The sequence below is a fragment of the Glutamicibacter sp. ZJUTW genome, from assembly GCF_008370855.1.
Lineage (GTDB): Bacteria > Actinomycetota > Actinomycetes > Actinomycetales > Micrococcaceae > Glutamicibacter > Glutamicibacter nicotianae.
The window spans coordinates 1,141,274-1,166,305 of sequence record NZ_CP043624.1; the positions used below are offsets into that span (position 1 = coordinate 1,141,274).

The 25,032-nt window shown below is 63.1% G+C and carries 26 protein-coding genes; 24 read left to right on the forward strand and 2 right to left on the reverse strand.

All coding sequences use genetic code 11. The features are described from left to right. Positions 1–59: 59 nt before the first annotated feature. On the reverse strand, positions 60–362 hold the full coding sequence (locus tag F0M17_RS05395) for a hypothetical protein (RefSeq protein WP_157801625.1): 303 nt from the start codon (positions 360–362) through the stop codon (positions 60–62). 207 nt (positions 363–569) lie between these two features. On the opposite strand from F0M17_RS05395, the gene F0M17_RS05400 reads away from it, so the two are divergent. The 21 genes from F0M17_RS05400 to F0M17_RS05500 all read left to right on the forward strand — a co-directional run bounded on the left by F0M17_RS05400 (position 570) and on the right by F0M17_RS05500 (position 21,111). After that, on the forward strand, positions 570–1,397 hold the full coding sequence (locus F0M17_RS05400; protein WP_149596609.1) for an ABC transporter ATP-binding protein: 828 nt from the start codon (positions 570–572) through the stop codon (positions 1,395–1,397). After that, a complete protein-coding gene (locus F0M17_RS05405; protein WP_121866463.1) occupies positions 1,394–2,080 on the forward strand; it encodes an ABC transporter permease in 687 nt (228 codons plus the stop codon). Before F0M17_RS05400 ends, F0M17_RS05405 begins: the two co-directional genes overlap by 4 nt. Then, complete coding sequence (locus tag F0M17_RS05410; protein WP_038992621.1) at positions 2,077–2,805, forward strand: ABC transporter permease; 729 nt, start codon at positions 2,077–2,079, stop codon at positions 2,803–2,805. The genes F0M17_RS05405 and F0M17_RS05410 overlap by 4 nt, the downstream gene beginning before the upstream one ends. Continuing rightward, entirely contained in the window at positions 2,802–3,704 is a 903-nt protein-coding gene (locus F0M17_RS05415; protein WP_149596610.1) for an ABC transporter substrate-binding protein, read from the forward strand. The genes F0M17_RS05410 and F0M17_RS05415 overlap by 4 nt, the downstream gene beginning before the upstream one ends. Positions 3,705–3,932: 228 nt before the next feature. Continuing rightward, positions 3,933–4,952: an ABC transporter substrate-binding protein gene (locus F0M17_RS05420; RefSeq protein ID WP_149596611.1), complete on the forward strand. Its 1,020-nt coding sequence runs from the start codon at positions 3,933–3,935 to the stop codon at positions 4,950–4,952. 107 nt (positions 4,953–5,059) lie between these two features. Further along, a complete protein-coding gene (locus F0M17_RS05425) occupies positions 5,060–5,863 on the forward strand; it encodes a diaminopimelate epimerase (RefSeq protein ID WP_149596612.1) in 804 nt (267 codons plus the stop codon). Further along, entirely contained in the window at positions 5,856–6,692 is an 837-nt protein-coding gene (locus F0M17_RS05430) for a class I SAM-dependent methyltransferase (RefSeq protein WP_210416698.1), read from the forward strand. Before F0M17_RS05425 ends, F0M17_RS05430 begins: the two co-directional genes overlap by 8 nt. Before the next feature lie 3 nt (positions 6,693–6,695). After that, a complete protein-coding gene (locus F0M17_RS05435; RefSeq protein ID WP_149596613.1) occupies positions 6,696–7,991 on the forward strand; it encodes an opine metallophore biosynthesis dehydrogenase in 1,296 nt (431 codons plus the stop codon). Beyond that, a complete protein-coding gene (locus tag F0M17_RS05440; protein WP_149596614.1) occupies positions 7,988–9,241 on the forward strand; it encodes an MFS transporter in 1,254 nt (417 codons plus the stop codon). The genes F0M17_RS05435 and F0M17_RS05440 overlap by 4 nt, the downstream gene beginning before the upstream one ends. Next, positions 9,238–10,344, forward strand: a complete 1,107-nt coding sequence (locus F0M17_RS05445) for an iron ABC transporter permease (protein ID WP_149596615.1) — start codon at positions 9,238–9,240, stop codon at positions 10,342–10,344. The genes F0M17_RS05440 and F0M17_RS05445 overlap by 4 nt, the downstream gene beginning before the upstream one ends. Before the next feature lie 30 nt (positions 10,345–10,374). Further along, positions 10,375–11,172 (forward strand): ABC transporter ATP-binding protein, encoded by a 798-nt coding sequence (locus tag F0M17_RS05450; protein WP_149596616.1) that lies wholly within the window; start codon positions 10,375–10,377, stop codon positions 11,170–11,172. A 78-nt stretch (positions 11,173–11,250) separates the two neighbouring features. Continuing rightward, positions 11,251–12,654: a mycothione reductase gene (mtr, locus tag F0M17_RS05455; RefSeq protein WP_149596617.1), complete on the forward strand. Its 1,404-nt coding sequence runs from the start codon at positions 11,251–11,253 to the stop codon at positions 12,652–12,654. A 55-nt stretch (positions 12,655–12,709) separates the two neighbouring features. Next, entirely contained in the window at positions 12,710–13,183 is a 474-nt protein-coding gene (locus F0M17_RS05460; RefSeq protein ID WP_149596618.1) for a hypothetical protein, read from the forward strand. 340 nt (positions 13,184–13,523) lie between these two features. Then, positions 13,524–13,772, forward strand: a complete 249-nt coding sequence (locus F0M17_RS05465) for a hypothetical protein (protein WP_143181063.1) — start codon at positions 13,524–13,526, stop codon at positions 13,770–13,772. A gap of 104 nt (positions 13,773–13,876) precedes the next feature. Further along, the gene (locus F0M17_RS05470; RefSeq protein ID WP_121866469.1) at positions 13,877–16,867 is read left to right on the forward strand and encodes a DNA translocase FtsK; all 2,991 of its coding nucleotides are present in this window, start codon (positions 13,877–13,879) and stop codon (positions 16,865–16,867) included. Between the two features lie 5 nt (positions 16,868–16,872). Continuing rightward, positions 16,873–17,475 carry a CDP-diacylglycerol--glycerol-3-phosphate 3-phosphatidyltransferase gene (gene pgsA, locus F0M17_RS05475; RefSeq protein ID WP_121866470.1) on the forward strand — a complete coding sequence of 201 codons (603 nt, stop codon included), beginning with the start codon at positions 16,873–16,875 and terminating at the stop codon, positions 17,473–17,475. 6 nt (positions 17,476–17,481) lie between these two features. Continuing rightward, the gene (locus F0M17_RS05480) at positions 17,482–17,964 is read left to right on the forward strand and encodes a CinA family protein (RefSeq protein ID WP_149596619.1); all 483 of its coding nucleotides are present in this window, start codon (positions 17,482–17,484) and stop codon (positions 17,962–17,964) included. Positions 17,965–18,160: 196 nt separating this feature from the next. Next, the gene (locus F0M17_RS05485) at positions 18,161–18,574 is read left to right on the forward strand and encodes a helix-turn-helix domain-containing protein (protein WP_149596620.1); all 414 of its coding nucleotides are present in this window, start codon (positions 18,161–18,163) and stop codon (positions 18,572–18,574) included. Positions 18,575–18,645: 71 nt separating this feature from the next. Continuing rightward, positions 18,646–18,909: a DUF3046 domain-containing protein gene (locus tag F0M17_RS05490; RefSeq protein ID WP_223308912.1), complete on the forward strand. Its 264-nt coding sequence runs from the start codon at positions 18,646–18,648 to the stop codon at positions 18,907–18,909. 241 nt (positions 18,910–19,150) lie between these two features. Next, entirely contained in the window at positions 19,151–20,203 is a 1,053-nt protein-coding gene (gene recA, locus F0M17_RS05495; RefSeq protein WP_038992608.1) for a recombinase RecA, read from the forward strand. Next, positions 20,203–21,111: a regulatory protein RecX gene (locus tag F0M17_RS05500; RefSeq protein ID WP_246857138.1), complete on the forward strand. Its 909-nt coding sequence runs from the start codon at positions 20,203–20,205 to the stop codon at positions 21,109–21,111. Before recA ends, F0M17_RS05500 begins: the two co-directional genes overlap by 1 nt. On the opposite strand, the gene F0M17_RS05505 is transcribed toward F0M17_RS05500, so the two are convergent. Then, entirely contained in the window at positions 21,105–21,413 is a 309-nt protein-coding gene (locus F0M17_RS05505) for a hypothetical protein (RefSeq protein WP_168201961.1), read from the reverse strand. The genes F0M17_RS05500 and F0M17_RS05505 overlap by 7 nt on opposite strands. Positions 21,414–21,585: 172 nt before the next feature. On the opposite strand from F0M17_RS05505, the gene miaB reads away from it, so the two are divergent. From miaB to dapF, 3 genes are read left to right on the forward strand one after another with little or no spacing between them, the layout of a single operon-like run. Beyond that, entirely contained in the window at positions 21,586–23,115 is a 1,530-nt protein-coding gene (gene miaB / locus F0M17_RS05510; protein WP_149596622.1) for a tRNA (N6-isopentenyl adenosine(37)-C2)-methylthiotransferase MiaB, read from the forward strand. Between the two features lie 4 nt (positions 23,116–23,119). Beyond that, on the forward strand, positions 23,120–24,022 hold the full coding sequence (miaA, locus tag F0M17_RS05515) for a tRNA (adenosine(37)-N6)-dimethylallyltransferase MiaA (protein ID WP_149596623.1): 903 nt from the start codon (positions 23,120–23,122) through the stop codon (positions 24,020–24,022). Positions 24,023–24,054: 32 nt separating this feature from the next. After that, a complete protein-coding gene (gene dapF / locus F0M17_RS05520) occupies positions 24,055–24,990 on the forward strand; it encodes a diaminopimelate epimerase (protein WP_149596624.1) in 936 nt (311 codons plus the stop codon). Positions 24,991–25,032 lie beyond the last annotated feature (42 nt).

Sequence of the window (25,032 nt, forward strand, 5' to 3'; positions counted from 1 at the left end):
ATGGTTCGAGGCAATAATTTTTTGGACAGCTCCAACAGTGCCTGTGTAGAAATTCAGTGTCATCCAACGAAACTCAAGAATGCAGGCTTCGGCCAGTCAGGCCGTTCGATTGCCGGAGCAGGACTTTGAGGCACGACGTGCCCCGTTTGCGCGTCCATGACAATGACCGAATCCCACTGGTCCGCATCGATCCGCTCCAGCACCTCCCCGGTGCGAGTGTCCATGATAACTGCGCTGTCCCAATCACCGGTTGGGGTAAAACCTTGCGTGTCAGCGATTGCTGGTGACGAGAGAGCCAAGGCACCAATTGCCAAAGCGGCAGTAGCCATGAATTTCGAGCGTTTGTGCAATGTATTCTCCAAATGCCGTAAAAATGCTTTTGGCTCACTCTACCGACATTCTGGTAGGAATACGGTAAGCGCCAAACTGTTTGAAGCTGAATGATTCCCGGCATTGGGTGCTGTCACAGCGCATTTGAGGCAGAATTGGGCTCAACGACAGCTCAAGGAGACGAAACATGCTCAGGCATCGCACAAGGTTCGGAATGAAACCGCCGAGGAGGAATGCGCATGATTGAGTTCGAGAACGTCTCGAAGCACTATCCGGATGGCACGGTTGCCGTCAAGGATTTCAGCCTGCAAATTCCGGCACACCGCACCACAGTCTTCGTGGGATCCTCAGGCTGCGGCAAGACGACCTTGCTGCGGATGGTAAACCGCATGGTTGATCCGAGCCATGGAGTGCTTCGGATCGATGGGGAGGACATCACCAACAAGCCAGCGGTGGAACTGCGTCGAAGCATTGGCTACGTCATGCAGAACTCGGGACTCATGCCGCATTTCACCGTCGCGGAGAACATCGCTACCGTGCCGCGGCTTCAAGGCAAGTCCAAAGCCGCGTCACGCAAACGAGCCCTCGAACTCATGGAAACCGTAGGTTTAATTCCTGCGCAGGCCGACCGCTATCCGCACCAACTCTCGGGAGGCCAGCAGCAGCGAGTCGGTGTCGCCAGGGCACTTGCCTCGGACCCGAACATCCTGCTCATGGATGAGCCCTTCGGCGCGGTTGACCCTATCGTTCGCGCCGAGCTGCAAGAAGAATTGCTTCGACTCCAAAGAGAACTCGACAAGACCATTGTCTTTGTTACCCACGATATTGACGAGGCCTTCCTGCTGGGAGACCAGGTAGTGATTCTGGCGGCCGGCGCACAGAAGCTCCAAGTAGGCAGCCCCAGTGAAATTATTGAGCATCCAGCCAATGATTTCGTCGCCTCCTTCATCGGTGCGCAGCGCGGGTCCCGGGCATTGAGCCTGAAGCAGACGGAACATGGAACCGTCCTTATCGATGCGCAAGGTCGGACGCAGGGCAAGCTTGTCGAGGACGGAACAGTCCAGTGAACTGGATCCTGGAAAACCTCGGACTCATTGGGTCGCTTTCGCTGGAGCACCTGCGCCAGTCCGTGATAGCAATCGTTCTCGGATTCGCTGCGTCGATCCCGCTGGGTTGGGTGGCCTGGAAATACAAGCTCCTGCGCGGACCAGTCGTGAGCCTCACTGGATTGCTCTACACGATCCCTTCATTGGCTTTGCTGATGATACTGCCCGTGCTCACCGGGATGAGCGCGATCAGCGAAGCCAACTTGATTCTCGCTCTGGCGATCTACGCGGTCGCCATCATGGTGCGCAGCGTGGTCGACGGGCTGAACTCGGTCGACCCGGCAACCAGGTCGGCGGCAACGGCCATGGGCTACGGAACGGCACGTCGTTTCTTTGCTGTTGACCTCCCGTTGGCCGGTCCCGTGGTTCTGGCCGGATTGCGCGTGACCGCGGTCAGCACGATCTCGCTGGCCACGGTTGGCATCCTGGTCGGCGTCACCAACCTGGGCTACTTGTTCACCAACGGCTTGCAGCGCCGCATTATCGAGGAAGTCCTGGCCGGCATTATCGCAGTGGCAGCGATCGCCCTGCTGGTCGACCTGCTGTTGCTTTTGGCGGGTCGTTGGCTGATGCCGTGGACCACGGCGAGCACCTTGAAGCGGCGAACGCCGGCGCCGAAGTCCACTGAACAGGCGGCATCATGAATCTGATTTCCGATGCGCTGTCATGGATCTTCGCAGCTGAACAGTGGCAGGGCGATGGGGGACTGGCTGCCCTGCTGGGGCAGCACCTGCTGTTCACCGTGCTGGCAGTGCTGATCGCTGGCGTGATTGCCATCCCCGCCGGATGGGCAATCGGGCACACTGGCAAAGGGCGCGAAATTGCGGTCGGCATCGCCGGCATTGCCCGGGCGGTGCCATCCTTCGGCTTGCTGATCCTGCTGGTGCTGCTGCTCGGTGTACTGCACAAGCCAGAAGCGGCCCTGCTGACTTTCGTTGTGCTGGCGATTCCATCACTGCTTGCGGGAGCCTACACCGGCTTCGAAGCCATTGACCGCAAAACCATTGACGCTGCCAGGGCCGTGGGGATGACCGAATGGCAGATACTCTTCAAAGTCGAGATTCCACTAGGCCTTGCCCTGCTCGTGGGCGGGATCCGCTCCGCAGTGCTTCAAGTGGTGGCCACGGTAACTGTCGCCGCCTACGTGAACCTCGGCGGCCTGGGCTTGCCCATCATCACCGGACTGAACCTGCGGCGCTTCGACATGGTCCTGGGTGGAGCCTTGATGGTTGCGGCGCTGGCCCTTGTGCTGGACTTGGCATTTGCCATGGCCCAGAAAGCTGCCGTACCGCGCGGTCTGGGTGCGCGCACGAAGAAGAAGTTCCACTATACCGATGACCAAATCACCCTCGAAAGGGAAATGTCATGAACAGGAAGCAGTTTTTCTCCACAAGCGCTCTCGTGCTGGCCGGAAGCCTGGTACTGGCCGGATGCTCCAGTGCGGACCCGCTGGCCACGGAAAGCGATGCCGCCCAGGATGGCGGAACAACGGTCGTGGTAGGTTCGCAGGCCTACTACTCAAATGAAATTGTCGCCGAGATCTATGCCCAGGCACTTGAAGGAGCCGGCATGGAAGTAGAACGGCAATTCAGCATCGGGCAGCGCGATGCCTATATGCCCCAGCTGGAAGACGGAAGCATTGACGTCTTCCCTGAATACACGGGCAACCTGCTGCAGTTCTACAAGGAAGACACCGAAGCACGTTCCTCCGAGGAAGTCTATGACGAGCTGAAGAAGTCCTTGCCTGAATCACTCGCGGTGCTCGAAGCCGCCGAGGCTTCGGACCAGGACTCCTATACGGTGACGAAAAAATTCGCCGAAGCCAACAAGCTCACCAGCATCGAGGACCTTGCCGGCATCTCCGAACCATTGATCGTTGGCGGCCCGCCCGAACTTGCTGAGCGCCCCTACGGCCCCAAGGGCTTGGAAAGCACCTACGGCGTGAAGGCGGAGTTCTCTGCAACGGGCGATACGACCGTTGAAGACCTGGTCGCCGGCACGGTGAATATTGCCAACGTCTTTACCGCCGATCCGCGCATCCAGACCGAAGACCTCGTGGTTCTGGAAGATCCGAAGTCGCTGTTCCTGGCATCAAACGTGGTGCCATTGGTGGCTGCTGATCAATCCGAGGAATTGGCGGAAGTCCTCAATCCGGTCAGCGAGAAACTGACGGCGCAGGTTCTGGTGAACCTGAATGTCCAAAGCACCGTGGACAAGAAATCGGCAGCCGACATCGCTTCGGCCTGGCTGGCTTCCGAGGGACTCTAGCCCGCAATCCAGCACAGAAAAGCAGCATCACGGCAGCCGTGCCGCCCGTTCAATATCGGGCAGTGCGGCTGCTTTTCATTGCCCGAAAACGGCTTGGGCTGGGAAGAGCACGGTGCTGACATATTTTGACAATTGATAATGATTCTCATTAGTGTTTAGCGTTGTTGGCTGAGGACTCGCTGGAATTCGGCGGTCGACGCCCGCCTGCCATGAATGGAGCACTGATAGATGAAAAAACTCAACCCCTGGAAGCTGGCCGTGCCAGTTGCAGTCTTGGCTTTGGTAACCGGGTGCAGCACGCCGCCCGGATCCGCCAGCGGCGCGCCGCAGGGTGCCGAGACGACAAACCTTGTCCTAGACAGCTGCGGAAGGCAAGTAGTCTTCGACAAGGCCCCGGAAAGCGTTCTCGCTGTGGGCTCGGAAGCGCCAGCCCTATTGACTGCCGCTGGAGCGGGAGACAAGCTCACGCACTACGCAGGCAGCATGCAGGTGCCTTTCGACGAAGAAACCATGGCGGTGGTGCGCAAGGCCGATCGGATCACCGAAGACTCCCATGACGTCTCCTACGAAATGATCCTGGCCTCGGGTGCGGACGTGGTGATCGGAACCGATATCGCAGCCGGAATCGATCTGGATTCGTTGGCAGAGCGTTTGGAAAGCGCCGGAGTGAAGATGCTGACCGTCAGCGGGTACTGCGCTGGATTCGAGGATCGATCCACCGGAGGACTGAGCGGTTTCGACCAGATCTACAAGGATGTGGAATCCTACGGACAGCTCTTCGGCACCGAACAGGTAGCCGCCGGCTCGGTGAAGGACATGCGCTCCCGCGTCGAGCAGGCAGCGCGCAATGCCAAGCAGGCCAGTGGGCAGCGGGGCATGCCGTTGTACGTGCCCGTCTCCGGCACCTTGGGATCCTATGGCCATGAATCCCTGATTGCCGAGCAGATGGAATTACTGGGCATGGAGAACGTCTTCAGCGACGTTCCCAAGCGCTACTTCGAGCCCTCCACCGAAGAACTCGTGAACAGCTCAGCCGACAAGGTCTTCGCCATGTACCTGCCGACCGGGTCCTCGAACTTGGAAACGGACCAGCAGGTCATCGACGAGCTGCGCAACCGCCCCGAATTGGCGGGTTTGCCCGCCATTGACCAGGACAGCGCCATTGTGCCGCTGAACTACTACTATTCCTCGCCCGGTCCGCTGGCCGTGGACGGGGTCGAGCTGATCGCCGACCGGCTGGCCCGTTGATGCGCCGGCCAGCGGCAGTGCGCCGTCCAATGCACTCTCAGATCAGGCAAGCTCGCTCGGTACACGGTTACAGTCCCCGCAGTGCTCTGGCCAGGTGGGCTACGGAAGTGGAATTTGCCAAGCTCAGCCCGGCATCGAATACCACCGTGCTGGTGACCAGCCGACATCCGGAGGCGCACTACCACAGCATTGCTGACCGGTTGTTGCGCGCCGAGCATGTGCATGCCGAGCAAGTCGGGTTCATCCTGCCGCCCAGCTCGCCGAAAGCCGATGCCCGGCTGCACATGGCCGGTGGGGAGTTCTGCGCAAATGCCGCGTTGTCGCTCGCCGCGCTGCATGCCGCGCGCCGGGCCGGCCTCGGCCCATTGGAGCTGCTGATCGAGGTTTCCGGGGCCATTGAGCCGTTGAGCTGCCGGGTAGAACCGGCCGGCACTGCCTACCGCTGCCAGCTGGAGATTCCATGGCCGCTGCGCATCGATCCCTATCCATTCCCGGGCGTTGCCGACGCCGGACTCGTGCGCTTCGCCGATGCGGTGCATCTGGTCGCCGAATGCGACGGTTCGGATCCTCAGCTGCGCAAGCGGGCGCAGCAGCAGGCCCTGGAGCTGGGCGCTCGCGAAGCGGTGTCCGTGGTGGGCATCATGCTCTACGATCCGGCACGTGGCCAGCTGGCCCCGCTGGTCAGCGTTCCGGCGCTTGGGAGCCTCGTCTGGGAAGGCAGCTGCGGATCAGGAAGCGCCGCTCTAGGCGCCTACCTCGCTGCGAAAACTGGAGCTCCGGTCAAAGCCAGCGTGAAACAGCCCGGAGGCACCGTGCAGGTGCACGCAGATTGCGGCACCGGGGCCATCGCGCTGCAGATCTGCACGGAAGTCAGCATCGTGGCCGAAGGGACTGCATATATCCATGATTGAAATACCACCGGGCACCCCGTCCGCCGTCGAGGCTGGCCTGGCTGTCGTGTTGCGCGGCTACCTCGACCGGTTCGCTGAAGCTGCCCAAGGTTATGACGGCTCGACGCGCCACGCGGCTGCACTTGAAGAGCTGCTGGCCAGCTATGCCCAGCTGGTCACCGACCCTGCCAATGAACCGGGCTATGGCCAACTGGCCGCCACTGAATCCGGCACGGCACTGGTGGCAGCGCTGCGTACCGAATCGGCGCGCTGCGTCGCGGTCATCGAGAAGTACAGGGCACTGCGCTTGCTTGAAGGGCGAACCGCAGCAGACGGGTACTTCGCCAATATCGAATCCTGCATCGCGGAGGAATTTGGGGCTGTCGCCCCGGATGCCGGTTCCAAGGTGCTGCTGGTCGGCTCGGGTTCCTTCCCGATGACTCTGCTGAACTTGGCTTCGCTCACCGGAGCAACCGCTGTGGGGATCGACATCGATCCTGAGGCGCTGGACCTGGGCCGACGAGTCGTAGAGCAGTTGGGGGAGGGCCTGGATATCCGCCTGCTGGGCGAGGAAATCGACCAGCTGGACTTCCTGCACGACGTCACGCACATCGTCTTCAGCTCCACGGTCTCCCTGAAATACGAGTTGCTGCACCAGCTGCACGCGTGCACCCGCGATGACGTGGTGGTGGCAATGCGCTTCGGTGACGGGCTGAAATCGCTGTTCAACTACCCGATGCAACCGGTGGACCCCCGGCTGTGGCAGCTGACCGGCACCATCAGCCAGCCCGGGCAGGTCTTTGACATCGCGCTGTACACCAAGGCGCACACGAAAACTGAAAGCAATTAGCCGATGAATGAACTAGGGAATATCCTTATCGCCGGAACTGGGCCGGCCGCGGTGCAATGCGCCGTGCTGCTCGGGGCGCTGCCCGGAGAACTGGGCATTGCGGGGCGCGCCTCGCGGCGCTCGGACGCCTTCTTCGCCGCGCTGGATGCCAATGCCGGCATCGCCCAGGTCCAGGTGCAGAACACTGGCCATGCCGCATTGGCGGGGAGGGTGTGTATCGATCACCGCTACCGCAGCTACCAGCAGGTGCGCGGGGTCTGGGGCACCCTGGTGTTGGCGGTCACCGCCGACGCCTACCTGCCAGTGCTGCGCGACCTGCCGCAGGCAGTGCTGGACACGATTGCGAGGATCGTGCTGCTCTCGCCCACGCTGGGTTCGGCGGCGCTGGTGCGCGAATTCGCTCGCAGCAGTGGCGCCGACCCGGAAATCATCAGCCTCTCCAGCTATCTGGCGGACACCAGGCAGGTGGAGGGGGCCGGCGGAGCGCTGGTGCTGACCGCCGGCGCCAAGAACCGAATCTACGCCGGCTCCACTGGCGGGGACACGCCAGCGCTGCAGCGGGTGCGCGCAGTGCATGCCGCAGCTGGCACACAGGTGAAACTGATGGGACTGCCGGTTGAAGCCGAAGCGCGGAACATGTCGCTGTACGTGCATCCGGCCCTGTTCTTCAACGATGTGGCACTGCGCGCGGTCTTCGCCCCGGCCCCGCCCACCCAGTACGTGTACAAGCTCTATCCCGAAGGCCCGGTCACCCCGGCACTGATCCACTCCATGGCCGAGGCCTGGCGGGAGCTGTCGGCCATTACCGCCGCGCTTGGCGGGCAGCCGGTCAACCTGCTGGCCTTCATGCTCGATGACGGATATCCAGTGCACCCCCAGAGCATCGACCCGGCGAAAGCGGCCGGATTCGAGCAGCTGCCGGCCATAGAGCAGGAGTACCTGCTCTACGTGCGCTATGCCTCGCTGCTCATCGATCCCTTCTCGCAGCCCGACGCGCAGGGCCGCTATTTCGACTTCTCGGCCATCGCCTTCCGCCCGGTCTTCCAAAATGACCAGGGCCAATGGGATGCGCCGCGGATGCCCAAGGAAGACTACTACCGCACCAAGATCATCTCCGGGCTGGCCAGGGAACTGGCCGTTCCCTGCCCGATGATCGACTCGATGCTCGCCGCCTACGAAAACGCCCTGGTGCAAGCCGCCTCGGCCCGGGCCGGCCAGGGATGCTCGCCGGCCTTCGCGGTGCAGGACTTCGCCGAGGACCTGGGCATGATCAGCGCCGGAATCGGGAGTGCCGCATGAGCCAGCCAGAAGTCGAAACTGCGCACCCGCTGCCCAGCGAACGGCGCATTATCGCCGAAATCTGGCCAGCCCTGCTGGCCTCGGCGCTGGGCCTGCTGCCCTTCACGGTGCTGAGCACCTTCCTGGTGCCCATCGCCGACTGGGCCGGGGCCGGCTATGCCGAAACCGGCACCCTGCGCGGGCTGGCCGGCATCGGCGCGGTGCTCGCCGGAGTCGCGCTGGCCCCGCTGATCGGGCGCATCGCCCCAGGCACCGTGGCCGCCGCGGCGCTGGGGCTGATGGGACTGGCTGCCATCGTGGGGACCTTTTCGGGCCTGGCCGCGCTGGCCGTCTTCTGCCTGGCCACCGGCGTGTCCAACGCGCTGCTCTACCCCGCGCTGTCCACCGCGGCCGCGGACCGCTTCGGCACCACCCCGGCCGCGGGCCGGGCAGCCACCTTGGTGATGACGGCCCAGACCCTGGCCTCCACGGTAGGTGCGCCGCTGCTGGTGCTGCCGGCCCTGTTCTGGGGCTGGCAGGGCAACCTGGTCGCCATCGCCGTGGTCAGCATGGCCCTGATTCCGGCGGTACTGCGCTACGGCCGCCGCGGTGCCGGGCAATCCGCCGGAAACCCTGTCGCCGCTCCAGCCCGGCTGGGCTACCTGGCTGCCTTCCGCACCCTGGCTGGCGTGCCCGGAGCCCGGGCGCTGCTCCTGGTCTCCTTCGGCCGCGCCGGCGCCTTCATGGGGCATCTGGCCTTCCTCGCCCCGCTGTACGCGGAGAAGTTCGCGCTGACCGCCAGCTGGTTCGCCTTCGTCTGGTCGGTCAGCGGCGGGGCCTTCTTCCTCGGCCACCTGCTGGCCGGGCGGATGCTCAATGCCGAGGATTCGCAGCGGCGCACCCGTGCCGTGATGGCCCTCAGCCTGGGCATTTCCCTGGTGGCGCTGTTCGGCGTCTACCTGTCGCCGGTGCTGCCGCTGGCGGTGGCCGGCACGGCGGTGCTTTCGGCCAGCCACGCGGTGGTCTCGGCCGCCGTGATGAGCCTGCTGGTGAGCCGTTGCACGCAGGTGCGCGGCACCGCGCTGAGCCTGAACGCGGCCGGAATGTCCCTGGGCTTGTTCCTGGGCACAGCGGCCTCCGGAGCGGCGCTGGGCGCCGCCGGCTACCTGGCCGCCGCTGCCGTGCTTGGCGCATTGACCCTGATTGCGCTGGCTGCGGCACTGAGCCTGCGCACCGATTCCATTGGCGTAACCCCGGAAAGGCAACCATGACCCCGTTGGAACCTGCATTGCGAGAACTCCGGGAACCGCTGGCCTGCTCCGGCGATGACCTGGACCATGACCGGCGGGCCCGGCACACGTGGCTGTGGATCGCCGGGCTGCTGGCCGCGCTGCTGGCCACCTTGCCGGTGGCCGTAGGGCTCGGCCCGGTGTCCATCGAGCCGGCCACCGTGCTGCAGATCCTCAAGGCGCATCTGTCCGGGATATCCGCACCTGGCGCGTTCAGCGCTTCCGATGAGTCCATCGTCCTGCTGCTGCGCGTGCCGCGGGTGCTGCTGGGTGCCGCCGTCGGGGCCGGGCTGGCCCTGGCCGGGGTGGCGCTGCAGGCGCTGACCCGCAACATCCTGGCCGAACCCTACCTGCTGGGCGTGACCTCCGGGGCATCCACGCTCTCGGCGGCCTCGATCCTCTTTGGCGCCACCGCCGGCATCGGCACGGCCTCGCTGGCGACGAGCGCCTTTGCCGGCGCGCTGGCCGCCGGGATCTTCGTCTACCTGCTGGCGCGGGTCGGTTCGGAGATGACGTCCACCCGGCTGGTGCTGGCCGGGGTGTCCGTGGGCTATGTGCTCCACGCGCTCACCTCGCTGCTGATCTTCGCTTCGGATGATCCCAATGCGGGCCGCTCGGTGCTTTTCTGGACGCTGGGTTCATTGGCGCAGGCAACCGGGCAATCGGTAATGATCACCTGGATCGTGGTGCTCGGGACCGCCACGCTGCTGGCCTATTGGTCGCGGCCGCTGGACGCGCTGGCCATTGGCGATGGCACTGCGCAAGCGCTGGGAATATCTCCGGCCAAGCTGCGTGCGGCCGTCATGGTGGTGACCGCGGTGTGCGTGGGCGCGCTGGTTGCGTCCTCCGGCGGCATTGGATTCGTCGGGCTGGTGATTCCGCACGTAGCCCGGCTGTGCGTCGGCTCCACGCACCGAACCTTGATTCCGGTAGCCGCCCTGCTCGGCGCGATCTTCCTGGTCTGGGCCGATGTGCTGGCCCGGACGGCGATGGCGCCGCAGGAATTGCCCCTGGGCATCGTCACCGCATTGCTCGGCGCCCCGCTGCTGTTCGCGTTGGTTCGCAAGCTCAATGCGGCCCAATAAGAACCAAAGACCTGGAAGAAGGCAAGAACCATGATTACTGCTACAGATATTTCCGTGGGCTATGGCGGAAAGCTGGTCATTGAATCGGCAGGGCTGCAGGCGGGTCCCGGGGAAGTCGTGGGGCTGATCGGCCCCAACGGTAGCGGCAAATCCACCCTGCTGCGCACGCTCTATGCGGCGCTCCGGCCCAAGGCAGGACTGGTGCTCGTGGACGAGCGCCCCGTCACCGAGCTGCGCGGCAACGACCTTGCTCGCAGGATTGCCGTCGTGGCCCAGGAAACGCCCACCGAGCTGCCGGTCAGTGTCGCCGAAATGGTGCTCCTGGGCAGGGCTCCGCACCGCAAGGCGCTGGCCGCCTTTGCCCGCGAGGACCACCAGGCAGTTGCCTCGGCGCTGTCCCGGGTCGGCGCCCGGCACTTGGCCGACCGCCGCTACTCGACCCTGTCCGGCGGCGAAAAGCAGCGCGTGCTGGTTGCCCGGACATTGGCCCAGCAGGCCGAGCACTTGCTACTGGATGAACCCACCAACCACCTTGATATCCGCTACCAGCATGAGCTGCTGCGCATGGTCGGGGAACTGGGAACCACCACGGTGGTGGTGCTGCACGATTTGAACCTGGCCGCCCGCTACTGCAGCAAGCTGGTCATGCTGGCCAACGGCGGGGTCATCGCTTCGGGGACGCCCCAGGAGGTGCTGAAACCTCAACTTCTGCTGCAGGTCTACGGGATCCATGCGCAGCCGGTGCTCGTGAACGGCATCGTGCAACTGGTCTTCAGCCTGGCAGATGAGCCAGCACTGCAACATAGTGGCAGTTCAGTGCCCGGATGATAGCCTGCCCGGTAGGCAAGCAATGGCCAAGCGCCTGCCTGCCGGGCCCCAGCATTGACCGTGAAAGGTACCACTGCCATGACGTCTTCCGCCGCAATCGAGGCAGGCAAGCACTACGATCTGATCATCCTCGGCACAGGTTCTGGCAACTCCATTCCGGGTCCAGAATTCGATGGAAAATCCATTGCCATCATCGAGAAGGGCGCTTTCGGCGGTACCTGCCTGAATGTCGGCTGCATCCCCACCAAGATGTATGTCTACGCCGCAGACGTCGCCCTGGAAACCAGGCAAGCGGCAAGGCTGGGAATCGATGCCCAGGTCAATTCCGTGGACTGGCCAGGCATCGTGAGCAGGGTCTTCGATAAGCGCATCGATCCCATTGCCCAGGGCGGCGAAGACTACCGCCGTGGCGGGCAGACACCGAATATCGATGTCTACGACCAGCACGCGCGTTTTGTCGGCGAGCGCACGCTGCGTACCGGGCAGGGAGCAGAAACCAAGACCATCAGCGCGGACCAGATTGTCCTTGCCGCCGGTTCACGCCCCTTCATTCCGCAGGAAATCATCGATTCGGGCGTGGCCTTCCACACCAATGAAGACATCATGCGCTTGGCCCGCCAGCCCAAGTCCATCGTGATCATCGGCGGCGGCTACATTGCCATGGAGTTCGCCCACGTTTTCGAAGCACTGGGCACCAAGGTCACCATCCTGGCCCGCTCCGAACTCATGCGCCAGCTGGATGCCGATCTGCGCGAGCCGTTCAACCAGATGGCCGCAGAACGCTATGACGTTCGCAAGGGCAGGACCGTGATCAGTGCCGTGCAGGAGCCCGACGGGGTAGCACTGACCCTGGATGACGGCTCCACCGCCAGTGCAGAAGTGCTGCTCGTGGCCACGGGGCGCATCCCCAACGGCGACCAGCTGGATCTGGACCGTGCGGGCATCGACTCCGAGGACGGACGGGTCAGCGTGGACGAATACGGCCGTTCGACGTCCGCCGAGGGCATCTGGGCGCTGGGCGACATTTCCTCGCCATTCTTGCTCAAGCATGTGGCCAACGCGGAAATGCGCGCGGTGCGCCACAACCTGCTGAACCCGCAGAACATGAAGAAGATGCCGCATGAGCACGTGCCAGCGGCGGTCTTCACCCACCCGCAGATCGCCTACGTCGGAATGACCGAGGAAGAAGCCCGCGAGGCCGGGCATGCCATTACCGCCAAGGTGCAGAGGTACGGGGATGTGGCCTACGGCTGGGCGTTGGAAGACAGCACCGGTATCGCAAAGCTCATCGCTGATAGGGAAACCGGCAAGCTGCTGGGCGCGCACTACATGGGACCGCAAGCTTCAACGCTGATCCAGCAGATGATTACGGTCATGGCCTTCGGACTGGATGTGCGCGAGGTCGCCACGCAGCAGTACTGGATCCACCCTGCCTTGCCGGAGGTCACCGAGAACGCATTGCTCGGCCTGGACTTCTCCTAAAGTCCCTAGCTAACCGACTATTTGAAATACGGCTAAGCCGTCGTACGCTTGAGCCATGAACGCAAAAACTGCCGCACCAGTGTCATCGATCGCCTCGCGGATCTTCTTGATCGCTGGTGCGGCAGGAGCGCTATTCGGTGTGCTCGCGTTGCTCGCGCTCTTCTGGGAAGTAGTTGCCGGAGGATTCCAGCCAGGCTCGGCTGCTGCAACTTTGCAGATTGTCGCGATCGCTTGCGGCATTGGACTAGCAGTGGGGTTGCTGTGCGCCTCAGGAATATACGTCGCCCTGGAAATCCGCGCAGTGCGCAATGAGGGTGACAGCCCATCCCGGCAAGCAGCTTCCGCGGCACTTGGCGCAGGCATTGGCGGTCTGCTGCCTGCGTCGATTCTGATACTGATGGGCGGTTCCGCGGGACAGTGGGGCTTGCTGAGCTTGATCGCCCTCGGGTTCCTGTCTGTTTGCAGTGCCACCGGGTACCTCATTACCGCGGGCCTGAACTGCCACCATCAGCGATCCATGGGCTTCTGAACCGCTTCTAAGACAATGCTTTCAGCCGTACACCGCATCGATTGGAAGCCAAGCGCCGCTTTTCCCGTCTTGAGCCGATGCGCTCGCCGGTTTTCGCTGCATTCCCGTGAACCTTGAGTATTGCCCGGTTGCAACTCATATCTCCTTGAAATTACAACAAATATCCGCAATATAGCCATGTCAATTAATATCTTTTTCAGGTTTCTACGCTTTAAATCCAGAAACTATTGATATTGACCGTCTGCTGTGGAACCGTGAGTACTGCGCTGGCGCGTTCGACTGCTGCAGGGTAGCTGTGCCCGCGCGACGTCAGAATCACCGAAATCTCAAAGGAGAGATCATGAGTATGAAACGTCGATTCACATCGGGCCTGATGGCCTTGGCGCTCGCTTCAGGCGTTGGTCTGGCCCTCGCGCCAGCTGCCCAAGCCGACACCCAAGTGACCTATGGCTACAGCAGCTATCAAATCTGCAATGCCGTCAAGGGTGCCAAGGTGCGCGTCTTGCAGGATGCGAACTACACCGTCTACAGCGCATCGTGCATGCGCCATGGTAGTGGATACATGATGGTCATCAACTACGACAAGTAAGTTGATCCCCTTGCTGGGTACGTGATCATTCTCTAGTCCTCGCCAAACCCTGTGCAGACGTGTAAATTCGGGGCGCATCCAGCCTATGGCGATACCCTTGGAGTATGGCCCCACGTACCCAGTCTCAGGGGACGAAGAAGACTGCGACGCGCAAACCCAAGGCGTCCAGCTCCTCGTCCTCCAAGAAAACGCCCGAGAACCCGGATGCGGAACTCGCCCTGCCGCTGCGCGCAATCCGCAGCGTGTGGATGGGCATTGCCCGGATCTTCGGCGGCGCGTTCCGCCGCATCGGCGGAACCGTCAAGCCTGACTACGAGCTGCGCCGCGACGGCACCGGCTTGTTCCTCGCGCTGATCGCGATCATTGTCGCGGTCATCGAATGGTGGGGCCTGCGCGATGCCGGCTGGTTCGGCACCGGCGTGCACGCTGTCGCCGGCGGCACCCTGGGCTTCATGGCGGTGCTGCTGCCGGTCATCCTGTTCATCGGCGCCTTCCGGCTCTTCCGCTACCCCGAAGCTGTCACCGCGAACAACCGCATCGGCATCGGGCTGCTGATCATGACGCTCTCCGGCTCATCGATCGCCTCGCTGGCCAACGGCTCGCCGGCGGTCACCGACGACTTCGAAGCGCTGTGGAATGCCGGCGGCATGGCCGGGTCCATCCTGGGCACCCCGCTGGGCCTGCTGATATCGGTTCCGGGCGCCATGGCGGTGTTCATTTTCCTGGTGTTCATGTCGATCCTGATCGTCACCGCCACCCCGGTGATGCAGATCCCTGCGCGCGTGCGCGCCGGCTACAACCGCCTGCTTGGGCAGGACCCGGATACGCCGCGCGCCACCCGGGCCACCGCCGCGATGGAACTGGATGCCACCCGCGAGGACCACGACCAGTCCTACCTCTATCCCGAGGCCGAGGCCGAGGCCCCGGCACCGAAAAAGAAGAAGCCGGGCTTCTTCGAGCGCCGTGCAGCCGCGGCCCGCAAGGTCACCGAAGTCTACGACGTGGATGGGACGGAGAATTCCGACCGCTCGGGCGATATCGCCTACGACCAGGCGGTCATCGGCGAGGATGATCCTGCCACCGACGCGATGCCTGCGGCCAGCCGCAACTCCGGCAAGATCTTCGACGCCGACGAGGCGGCCACCCAGGCCATCGCCCGCCCGCAGCTGGATGGCTCCGGCCCCGCCGATGCCAGCGAAGACGCCGCCACAGTGGCGATCCCGAAACCGGCCGGCCCGCCGCCGGGGGTCAAACGCCCCACCAAGGCCGAGGCCGAAATGGCCGAGATCATGGCCAACATCGGGCTGAAGGCCGAACCCGAAGCCACCACCTCCGCGATGGACCAGGTCTCCTCGCGCGCCGCCGGGCTCGGAACTTCCCCGCAGGCGCCGATCCCGGCGCGCAGCGAGCAGCTGCAGCTCTCCGGGGATGTCACCTACACCCTGCCCGAGGAGCACTACCTGCCTGCCGGCCCGCCGGCCAAGGAAGCCTCCGAAGCCAATCAGGTGGTGGTCGACGCGCTGACCAACACGCTGCAGCAGTTCAAGGTCGACGCGCAGGTCACCGGCTTCTCGCGCGGCCCGACGGTGACCCGCTACGAGATCGAGCTGGCTCCGGGCACCAAGGTGGAGAAGGTCACCGCGCTGTCCAAGAACATCTCCTACGCCGTGGCCTCCTCGGATGTGCGCATCCTCTCGCCGATCCCGGGCAAGTCCGCCATCGGCATCGAGATCCCGAACACCGACAAGGAAGTCGTCGCCCTGGGCGACGTGCTGCGCAGCTCCAACGCCCGCAAGTCCGAGCACCCGATGGTGATGGGCGTGGGCAAGGACGTCGAGGGCGGATTCGTCGTGGCCAACTTGGCCAAGATGCCGCACCTGCTGGTGGCTGGCGCCACCGGCGCGGGCAAGTCCTCGTTCGTGAACTCGATGATCACTTCGATCCTGATGCGCGCCACCCCCGACGAGGTGCGCATGGTCATGGTCGACCCCAAGCGCGTGGAGCTCACCGCCTACGAAGGCGTGCCGCACCTGATCACCCCGATCATCACCAACCCGAAGAAGGCCGCCGAGGCCCTGCAGTGGGTGGTCCGCGAAATGGACACCCGCTACGACGACCTGGCCAACTTCGGCTTCAAGCACATCGACGACTTCAACAAGGCGGTCAAGGCCGGCAAGGTGCACCCTCCCGAGGGTTCCAAGCGCGTGCTCAAGCCCTACCCGTACCTGCTGGTGATCGTCGACGAGCTCGCCGATTTGATGATGGTCGCCCCGCGCGATGTGGAAGAGTCCATCGTGCGCATCACCCAGCTGGCGCGTGCCGCCGGCATCCACCTGGTGCTGGCCACCCAGCGCCCGTCGGTGGACGTGGTCACCGGCCTGATCAAGGCCAACGTGCCTTCGCGCATGGCCTTCGCCACCTCTTCGGTCACCGACTCCCGCGTGGTCCTCGACCAGCCCGGCGCGGAGAAGCTGCTGGGCCAGGGCGACGCGCTGTTCCTGCCGATGGGCACCTCCAAGCCGATGCGCGTCCAGGGTGCCTGGGTCACCGAATCGGAGATCCACCGCGTCGTCGAGCACGTCAAGAGCCAGCTGCAGCCCGAATACCGGGACGACGTGATCCCGGCCGCCGAGAAGAAGAAGCAGATCGACGAGGACATCGGAGACGACCTGGAGCTGCTGCTGCAGGCCACCGAGCTCGTGGTCACCAGCCAGTTCGGTTCCACTTCGATGCTGCAGCGCAAGCTGCGCGTGGGCTTCGCCAAGGCAGGTCGCCTGATGGACCTGATGGAATCGCGCGGCGTGGTCGGCCCTTCCGAGGGCTCCAAGGCCCGCGACGTGCTGATCCAGCCGGACGACCTGCCGATGGTGCTGGCTGCGATGCGCGGGGACGATCCGGCCACCAGCACCCCGTCGGCCACCGAGGCGGCGCTGGTCGCCGAGGCCAATGTGAACCATGCCGAGCCGGTCACCGACTATGCCGAGGACCTGGTCGCCAGGGATCTGGAGGATCGCCCGCAGGCCGTGGACTACTTCGACGGCTCCGATGACGACGATTCGGGCGAGGACGCCTGGAACCTGACAGGAAGAAACTGATACCCATGAGCGAGCAAGCTGGCCGCAGTGCCCAGCCACCGGTACCGACGCTGAACATCGCCAACGTGCTCACCACCATCCGCATCATCATGGTGCCGTTCTTCATCTGGGCGCTGATGGCGGACAACCACGAGCAGGGCCTGTGGCGCTGGGTCGCCCTGGCATTGTTCGTGGTGGCCATGTACACCGACAAGCTCGACGGGGACCTGGCGCGCAGCCGCGGGCTGATCACCAATTTCGGCAAGATCGCCGACCCGATCGCGGACAAGCTGCTCACCGGCTCGGCGCTGGTGTGCTTCTCGATCCTGGCCGAGCTGCCCTGGTGGGTCACCATCGTGATCCTGGTCCGCGAATGGGGCATCACCCTGCTGCGCGTGGTGGTCATCCGCTACGGCGTGATCGCCGCGAACATGGGCGGGAAGATCAAGACCGTGCTGCAGGCGATCGTGATCGGGGTCTACCTGCTGCCCTACACCCACACCATTGACTGGCTGGGCACCGCGGCTTGGTACCTGATGCTGCTGACCCTGGCGGTCACCGTGGTCACCGGCATCGAATACCTCATCAAGGCCGGCCAGCTGGTGGCGGCCGCCAAGAAGCGGAAGTAGGGACAGATGAAGCCCGCAGCCCCCGAGGTGATTGCCAAGGCCATCGACGGCGCCGTGCAGCTGGCGACCGCGGAATCGCTGACCGCCGGAATGATCGCCGCGCGCCTGGCCGAAGTTCCCGGTGCCTCGGCGGTTTTGCGCGGGGGAGTTGTCAGCTATTCCTCCGAAGTGAAGGCCTCGCTGCTGGGCGTCGACGAAGCACTGCTTGCGGCCAACGGATCGGTGGACCCCGAGGTGGCCCGGCAGATGGCCGTCGGCGCGCAGCGAGCCTGCGGCGCAGACGCGGCGATTTCGGCAACCGGAGTCGCCGGCCCTGAGCCGCACGATGGCAAGGCCGTGGGCACCGTGTATATTGGATGGGCCATGGGAGACGACTCCGGGTCCGAGGCCCACCACTTTGTGGGGGACCGGGCGCAGATCCGCGAGCAGAGCACCCAAGCGGCACTTCACCAGTTCGCTGCCATCTTGGATAAAGCTTCTTCACAGTAAGACACGAAATACTTTTCTTCCTGGGATATTACGCAAAAACCATCCCGGATGTGGCGTAGCTCGCATTTATGTGATTAGGGTGAACGTACGGGAACAAAATCGTATGACCTGTCGTTGTACGAATTGCAGGGCCGCAAGGATGGCCCCCGTATTTGATTAGATCTTCGAGATGGACCTAGGAGCAGAGGCTAAATTCATGGTCAAGCAACCCGTAACTGTCAATGGTGTCGTCCGTTGGCGCGATATGGGAGAAGCCCATATGGTCCAGCCCGAGAAGGAGGAGCACAAAATGGTAGTACTCCGTCATGAAATCGGCGATGTCCTGCGCGACGTCCGCCAGCGCCAGGGTCGTACCCTGCGCGAGGTTTCGCACAGCGCACGAGTTTCCCTCGGATACCTGTCCGAGGTTGAGCGCGGCCAGAAGGAAGCCTCTTCGGAGCTGCTCTCCTCAATCTGCGTTGCGCTGGAAATCCCATTGTCATTGATGCTCCGTGAAGTATCCGAGCGCGTTGCCCTGGCAGAGGGTATTGCGATCCCGGATACCGTCCCGACGGATATGGCCGACGAGTTTGCCGACAAGGGCAACAGCAAGCCACTGGCCTCGGTCTAGCATCATCTTTTCCAGGCCGCCGCTACTCAGTAATCGAGACTGCCGGCAGCCATGCAAGGAGCCTGCGCGAAATGCGCGGGCTCCTTGCCTTTGCGTGGGAGAATTATCAGGTGAAAATCAGCGATTTCTGGCGAAATATGGAAAACGAGTTCGGCCCGCGGTACTCCCGCGTGCTGGCCGATTCCATGGCCCTGACCGAACTCGGCAGCCTGACTGCGGCACAGGCGCTCGATAGGGGCATCAAGCCCAAGCAGATCTGGGAAGCCCTGTGCCGGGCGCAAGATGTTCCGGCTGAACGCTGGCTTGGCGTGGATATCGAGCCGAAGCAATCGTAGGGATTCCATTCGAATACCCATGCAGTAATTCTTCGAACACGCCGTGTTGAATTTCGAACACCTGTTCGGATAGGGTTATGCTGGAAACAACGCAGGAAACTGCGCCAAGAACTTAAGCACTGGGATTGTCCACACTTCTGGGCTATCGGAGTCCAAAGTGTCGGTGGGCAAGCATACTGTCTATTGCAGGACAAAAATCATGAGCAAGTACGTAGCAGGCTTGCAAGAGCAAAGGTGAACCATGGCAGCAAAAAATGATCGGGAAAAGGCGCTAGAGGCTGTCCTGGGCCAAATTGACAAGGCCTATGGCAAAGGCTCGGTCATGCGCCTGGGCGACGAAACCCGCGCACCCATTGAAGTAATCCCTACCGGCTCGGTTGCCCTGGATGCCGCCCTTGGCATTGGCGGATTACCACGCGGCCGCGTGGTGGAGATCTATGGTCCGGAATCTTCGGGCAAGACCACGGTTGCCCTGCACGCAGTCGCCAGCGCACAGAAGGCCGGCGGCGTCGCGGCATTCATCGATGCCGAGCACGCGCTGGATCCGGAATACGCCAAGAAGCTGGGCGTCGACACCGATGCGCTGCTGGTCTCCCAGCCGGATACCGGCGAGCAGGCACTGGAAATCATGGATATGCTCGTGGGCTCCGGTGCACTGGATATCATCGTCATCGACTCCGTGGCGGCACTGGTTCCCCGCGCCGAAATCGAAGGCGAGATGGGCGACAGCCACGTCGGCCTGCAGGCTCGACTGATGTCCCAGGCATTGCGCAAGATCACCGGCCGCCTCTCGGCCTCGAAGACCACCGCAATCTTCATCAACCAGCTGCGTGAGAAGATCGGTGTCTTCTTCGGCAGCCCGGAAACCACCACAGGTGGCAAGGCGCTGAAGTTCTACGCTTCGGTGCGCATCGATATTCGCCGCATTGAGACCCTGAAAGAGGGCACCAACGCGGTCGGCAACCGTACCCGCTGCAAGATCGTCAAGAACAAGATGGCTCCTCCTTTCAAGCAGGCCGAGTTCGACATCCTGTACGGCCACGGCATCTCCAAGGAAGGTTCGCTCATCGACATGGGCGTCGAGCACAACCTGGTCAAGAAGTCCGGTGCCTGGTTCACCTATGACGGAGACCAGCTGGGCCAGGGCAAGGAAAACGCCCGCCGCTTCCTGCGCGACAACCCGGATCTGGCCAACGAGCTCGAACGCCAGATCCTGCAGAAGCTCGGCGTCCTGCCAATGGAAGAAGTTGAAGAAGACGAGACAGAACTGCGAGTCGTCGAGGGCGATCAGTAGTGGCTTCAGGCTTCCAACGACGTAGCGTCCGACCCGGAAAGAATTCCGGGTCGGACGCTACGTCCGTTTCCAAAGAGTTCCAGGGCGACCTCGAAGACATGCCGGACTGGGCCAAGCCCAGCCCGGAAGAATTGGAAGCCCAAGCGGCTGGGGAATCAGCCAAGCGGGACCGGGCGGCTCAGCGGGCATCCCAGCGCGCTGCGGCGCCTGCAATGCCGGCCGGCAGCACCTCGCGAACCATTGCCAGTTTCTCCGAGCAGCCGGCGAAACCGGGCAGCATCGAAGAGCTGCGCGCGGCCATGGAGCAGATTGTGGCTGCGCCCGCGCCGGCCAAACCGTCGAAGCAGGAACGCCGCGAAGCGCGCGAAGCGCGCGAAGCGCGAAAAGCTGCCCGCCAAGCGGGGGAGCCTGAAGAGCTCAGCGACGACCAGTGGCGGGAAAAGGCGCGCGGAATTTTGCTGCGCCAGCTTACGGCCAGCGACAAGACCGCCAAGCAGCTCAAGGACAAGCTCCTTGAGAATGAATGCCCGGAAGACATTGCCGATGAGGTCATCGACCGCTATGCCGAGATCAACCTCGTGGATGATGAACGCTTTGCGAAGTCCTGGGTCGTTGCCCGCGCTCGCTCGCGTGGATTAGCCCGCGGTGCGATCAAGCGCGAGCTGCGCACCAAGGGGGTGGACGACGAGCTGGCCGCTGAAGCGCTGGAGCAAATCGATGACGAAGCGGAGGAGCAGCGAGCCCGCGAACTGGTGCGCGCGAAGCTGCGTCCCGAATCCATGGGCGCCGATCGGGACAAAGCCCTGCGCCGGCTCGTGGGGATGCTGGGCCGCAAAGGCTACAACGGCGGCATGGCGTTCAAGGTCGCCCGCGAGGAATGGGAAGAGCGCTTCGGCAATCGCTACTGATGTCGTTTCGGATGCCGCCCTGGTGCGTTTCTCCGGCGCTCAAGCCAATCGTCAATGCCCTGGTAGGCCCAGAGGCTCAAAACCAGGACCCCGGCAAGCATCGAGCCGACACCGATATTGAACAGCAGGCTGTCGGATTGTCCATCAATGGGCGGGATGATGCCAATAGCGATCGGGATGGCGAGAAGGAAAAGCGCGGATAATCCTGCCATCCACCAGTGGAAGATCTTCATGCCGCGCGACAACCGCAACGGTCGGTACTTGCCGGTTTTCTGGTGCTTGCCTGGCGAATGGTTTTCCACGGATTGCCCTTTCATACGCCGAATCAGCTATCGAAAAGCCTATTCCTTTTCCTGGCCTTCCACCCGAAGGCGCGCACCGACGGCCACTAGGCCGTAACCGTGAAGGCAACCAGGAGTCCAGCGGAGGCTCGCCTACATTTCAGCGGCACCCGATCTTCGGTAATCTTTAAGGGTGACTGAGCAACATACCTTGAGCAACATCGGCAGCGAAGAACTACCCCGTACCTATGAGGTACGTACCTTCGGCTGCCAAATGAACGTCCACGACTCCGAGCGCCTCTCTGGCCTGCTGGAAGATGCAGGGCTGAGCCGCAAGCCGGAAGAGCTGGCCGAAGAAGTCGCCGACGTTGTTGTCTTCAACACCTGCGCAGTGCGTGAGAACGCAGACAACAAGCTGTACGGGCACCTGGGCATGCTCAAGAACCTGAAGGCTGAACGCCCCAATATGCAAATTGCCGTCGGCGGCTGCCTTGCTCAGAAGGACCGCGACACCATCATCAAGAAGGCCCCATGGGTCGACGTGGTTTTCGGCACGCACAACATCGGCTCGCTGCCCACGCTGCTGGCCCGCTCGCGCCACAACCAGAAGGCGCAACTGGAGATCCTTGAATCCCTGGATGTCTTCCCCTCCACGTTGCCTACCCGACGCGAATCCGTGTACGCCGGCTGGGTCTCCATCTCCGTAGGGTGCAATAACACCTGCACCTTCTGCATCGTCCCTTCCCTGCGCGGCAAGGAGCGGGACCGCCGCCCGGGCGAGATCCTCGCCGAAATCCAGGCCCTCGTAGACGACGGCGCCATCGAAGTGACCCTGCTGGGCCAAAATGTGAACTCCTACGGCGTGGAATTCGGAGACCGCCTGGCCTTCGGCAAGCTGCTGCGCGCTTGCGGTGAAATCGAAGGACTGGAACGCGTGCGCTTCACCAGCCCGCACCCGGCGGCCTTCACCGATGACGTCATCGATGCCATGGCGGAAACACCTAACGTGATGCCGCAGCTGCACATGCCGCTGCAGTCCGGCTCGGACAAGGTGCTCAAGGACATGCGCCGCTCCTACCGGTCCAAGAAATTCCTCGGGATCCTGGACAAGGTCCGCGAACGCATCCCGCATGCGGCAATCACCACCGACATCATTGTCGGCTTCCCGGGTGAAACCGAAGAAGACTTCCAGGCCACCCTCGACGTGGTTGAAGCGTCGCGGTTCTCCTCGGCCTTCACCTTCCAATACTCCAAACGTCCGGGTACCCCGGCAGCCGACCTGGACGAGCAGCTTCCCAAGGCAGTGGTGCAGGAACGCTATGAGCGCTTGACGGCGTTGCAGGACCGCATTTCCAAGGAGGAGAACGCGAAGCAGCTGGGCCGTACCGTGGAAGTCATGGCCACCGAACAGTCCGGACGCAAGGCCGAAGAGACCCACCGTCTCTCCGGACGCTCGCAGGACCAGCGCCTGGTGCACTTCTCGGTACCTGAAGGTGCCCAGGCCCCGCGCCCTGGCGACCTGGTGACCCTGCCGATCACCGAAGTGGCGGCATTCCACCTGATCTCGGATCCCACCGTGGACCAGTACTCCCTGCGCCGTTCACGCGCCGGGGATGCGTGGGACCGGGCGCAGGCCGAAAGCTGCGGGGTTCCAGCACCGGCGGGGAGCGGATCCAAGGGCCGCACGAGCTTGGGCATGCCGACGTTGAAAGTGCGCAGCTAGCCATATGGCCACTTCGAACCTGCCGGTGATTGCCATCGTCGGCCCCACCGGTACCGGCAAGTCGGACTTGGCCATCGCCGTGGCGCAAGAACTGGGCGGGGAAATCGTCAATTCCGATGCCCTGCAGTTCTACCGCGGCATGGACATCGGCACCGCGAAGCTGCCGGTGAATCAGCGTGGCGGCATCGAGCATCACCTGCTCGACACCATGGGCATCACCGAGGAAGCATCCGTTGCCGCCTTCCAAGCCGAAGCCCGCGACCACTTCGCCCAAATCCGTGCCCGCGGCAAGGTTCCGGTGATGGTCGGAGGCTCGGGACTGTATGTGCGGGCGGCCCTTGATGTCATCGATTTCCCGCCGACAGATCCAGACGTCAGGAAACGGCTGGAGGCCGAGGTCGAGGCTCAAGGAGACGGACCGCTGCGCCGCCGGCTGGCCGAGGTTGACCCGGTATCCGCAGCACGCAATCTTGACTTGCGCCGCGCGATCCGCGCCCTTGAAGTCCACGAGATTTCCGGTCGGGCCTTCAGCTCCTTCATGCCGCAACGCGAGTATGCCGCTCCGGCAATCCAGATCGGCTTGAACTACGACCGCCAGGCATTGCATGAGGCCTTGGAAACTCGAGTGCACAAGATGGATGCCATGGGATTGGCCGCGGAAGTCGAGGGACTGCTCGGCCAGGGATTGCGTGACGGCAAGACCGCCTCGCGCGCCATCGGCTACCAGCAGTACATCGACTTCCTCGACGGGCAGATCACCCGGGACGAAGCCATTGACCAGACGGTCATTGCCACCCGCAAGTTCGCGCGCCGCCAAATCACCTGGTTCAACGCAGATGAGCGGGTCAACTGGCTGAACCCGCTGGAACCTGGGCTGCTGGAAAAAACACTGAAGATCATCGGCTAGCCAACGTACGAACGAAAACTCTAGGAGCATTGATGTACCGCACCGAATTAGGTCAGCTGGCTGGACAACGTTTCGCCAAGGGCCATGCCACCGGCAACGACTTCGTGCTGATTGCCGACCCGGAAGCGCAGCTGGATCTCAACGCCGAACAGGTGGCGGCCCTGTGCCACCGCCGCTTCGGCGTTGGCGGTGACGGGCTGATCCGTGCCGTGCCCACCGCCAAGGTTCCCGGATACGAAGGGCAGTTCCTGGAGCATCCCAAGGCCTACTGGTTCATGGATTACCGGAACAATGACGGCTCCATCGCCGAGATGTGCGGCAACGGCGTACGCGCCTTCGCTCACTACCTGATTGCCGAAGGGCTCGTGAGCCTCCAGGTCGGGCAAAGTTTCCAGCTCGGCAGCCGTGCCGGCGTCAAGGAAATTACCCGACTCGCTGATGGCTACGCGGTGAACCTCGGCCCCTGGGGATTGATCTTCGAGCAGGAAGCCGCGGAAAAATCGGTGGACTCCATGGTCAAGCCCAGAGGCTGGGAGCAGGCGCTGCCGGCCTTGAGCATCACCATGGGCAACCCGCACACCGTAGTTGCCTTGCCAGACGTCCAGATGCTTGAAGAACTGGACCTGTTCCAAGCCCCAGAGGTTTCTCCCATCCCTGCCAACGGCACCAACGTGGAATTCGTGGTTCCTTCCGAGCCGCTGATCGAAGAGGACGGGGTTGCCCAGGTCCAGATGCGCGTCCATGAACGCGGGGTCGGCGAGACGCTCTCATGCGGTACCGGTGCGTGTGCGGCCGCGGCAGCCGTACGCTACTGGGCACGCAGCACCGCGCTGATCAACCAGTGGGCTGTCAAGGTGCCCGGCGGAGTCGTCGGCGTTGAATTCCGTGGCAATGCAGAGGGCGGCGAAGATACGATCCTCAGCGGCCCGGCAGACCTGGTTGCCCGCGGGATCATCGGTTCGGAGTAGACCTGATCGGCTCCGTAGCAAAATCGCAGAATAGCTTCGCGA

Bases quoted from the DNA above. Each gene is read 5' to 3' on its own strand.
- F0M17_RS05490 (WP_223308912.1), top strand. From the start codon at position 18,646: ATGCGCGGGCTCCTTGCCTTTGCGTGGGAGAATTATCAGGTGAAAATC.
- F0M17_RS05400 (WP_149596609.1), top strand. From the start codon at position 570: ATGATTGAGTTCGAGAACGTCTCGAAGCACTATCCGGATGGCACGGTT.
- miaA (WP_149596623.1), top strand. From the start codon at position 23,120: ATGGCCACTTCGAACCTGCCGGTGATTGCCATCGTCGGCCCCACCGGT.
- F0M17_RS05440 (WP_149596614.1), top strand. From the start codon at position 7,988: ATGAGCCAGCCAGAAGTCGAAACTGCGCACCCGCTGCCCAGCGAACGG.
- F0M17_RS05420 (WP_149596611.1), top strand. From the start codon at position 3,933: ATGAAAAAACTCAACCCCTGGAAGCTGGCCGTGCCAGTTGCAGTCTTG.
- F0M17_RS05415 (WP_149596610.1), top strand. From the start codon at position 2,802: ATGAACAGGAAGCAGTTTTTCTCCACAAGCGCTCTCGTGCTGGCCGGA.
- F0M17_RS05410 (WP_038992621.1), top strand. From the start codon at position 2,077: ATGAATCTGATTTCCGATGCGCTGTCATGGATCTTCGCAGCTGAACAG.
- F0M17_RS05435 (WP_149596613.1), top strand. From the start codon at position 6,696: ATGAATGAACTAGGGAATATCCTTATCGCCGGAACTGGGCCGGCCGCG.
- F0M17_RS05470 (WP_121866469.1), top strand. From the start codon at position 13,877: ATGGCCCCACGTACCCAGTCTCAGGGGACGAAGAAGACTGCGACGCGC.
- recA (WP_038992608.1), top strand. From the start codon at position 19,151: ATGGCAGCAAAAAATGATCGGGAAAAGGCGCTAGAGGCTGTCCTGGGC.
- F0M17_RS05430 (WP_210416698.1), top strand. From the start codon at position 5,856: ATGATTGAAATACCACCGGGCACCCCGTCCGCCGTCGAGGCTGGCCTG.
- F0M17_RS05445 (WP_149596615.1), top strand. From the start codon at position 9,238: ATGACCCCGTTGGAACCTGCATTGCGAGAACTCCGGGAACCGCTGGCC.
- F0M17_RS05485 (WP_149596620.1), top strand. From the start codon at position 18,161: ATGGTCAAGCAACCCGTAACTGTCAATGGTGTCGTCCGTTGGCGCGAT.
- dapF (WP_149596624.1), top strand. From the start codon at position 24,055: ATGTACCGCACCGAATTAGGTCAGCTGGCTGGACAACGTTTCGCCAAG.
- F0M17_RS05465 (WP_143181063.1), top strand. From the start codon at position 13,524: ATGAGTATGAAACGTCGATTCACATCGGGCCTGATGGCCTTGGCGCTC.
- pgsA (WP_121866470.1), top strand. From the start codon at position 16,873: ATGAGCGAGCAAGCTGGCCGCAGTGCCCAGCCACCGGTACCGACGCTG.
- F0M17_RS05450 (WP_149596616.1), top strand. From the start codon at position 10,375: ATGATTACTGCTACAGATATTTCCGTGGGCTATGGCGGAAAGCTGGTC.
- mtr (WP_149596617.1), top strand. From the start codon at position 11,251: ATGACGTCTTCCGCCGCAATCGAGGCAGGCAAGCACTACGATCTGATC.
- F0M17_RS05480 (WP_149596619.1), top strand. From the start codon at position 17,482: ATGAAGCCCGCAGCCCCCGAGGTGATTGCCAAGGCCATCGACGGCGCC.
- F0M17_RS05460 (WP_149596618.1), top strand. From the start codon at position 12,710: ATGAACGCAAAAACTGCCGCACCAGTGTCATCGATCGCCTCGCGGATC.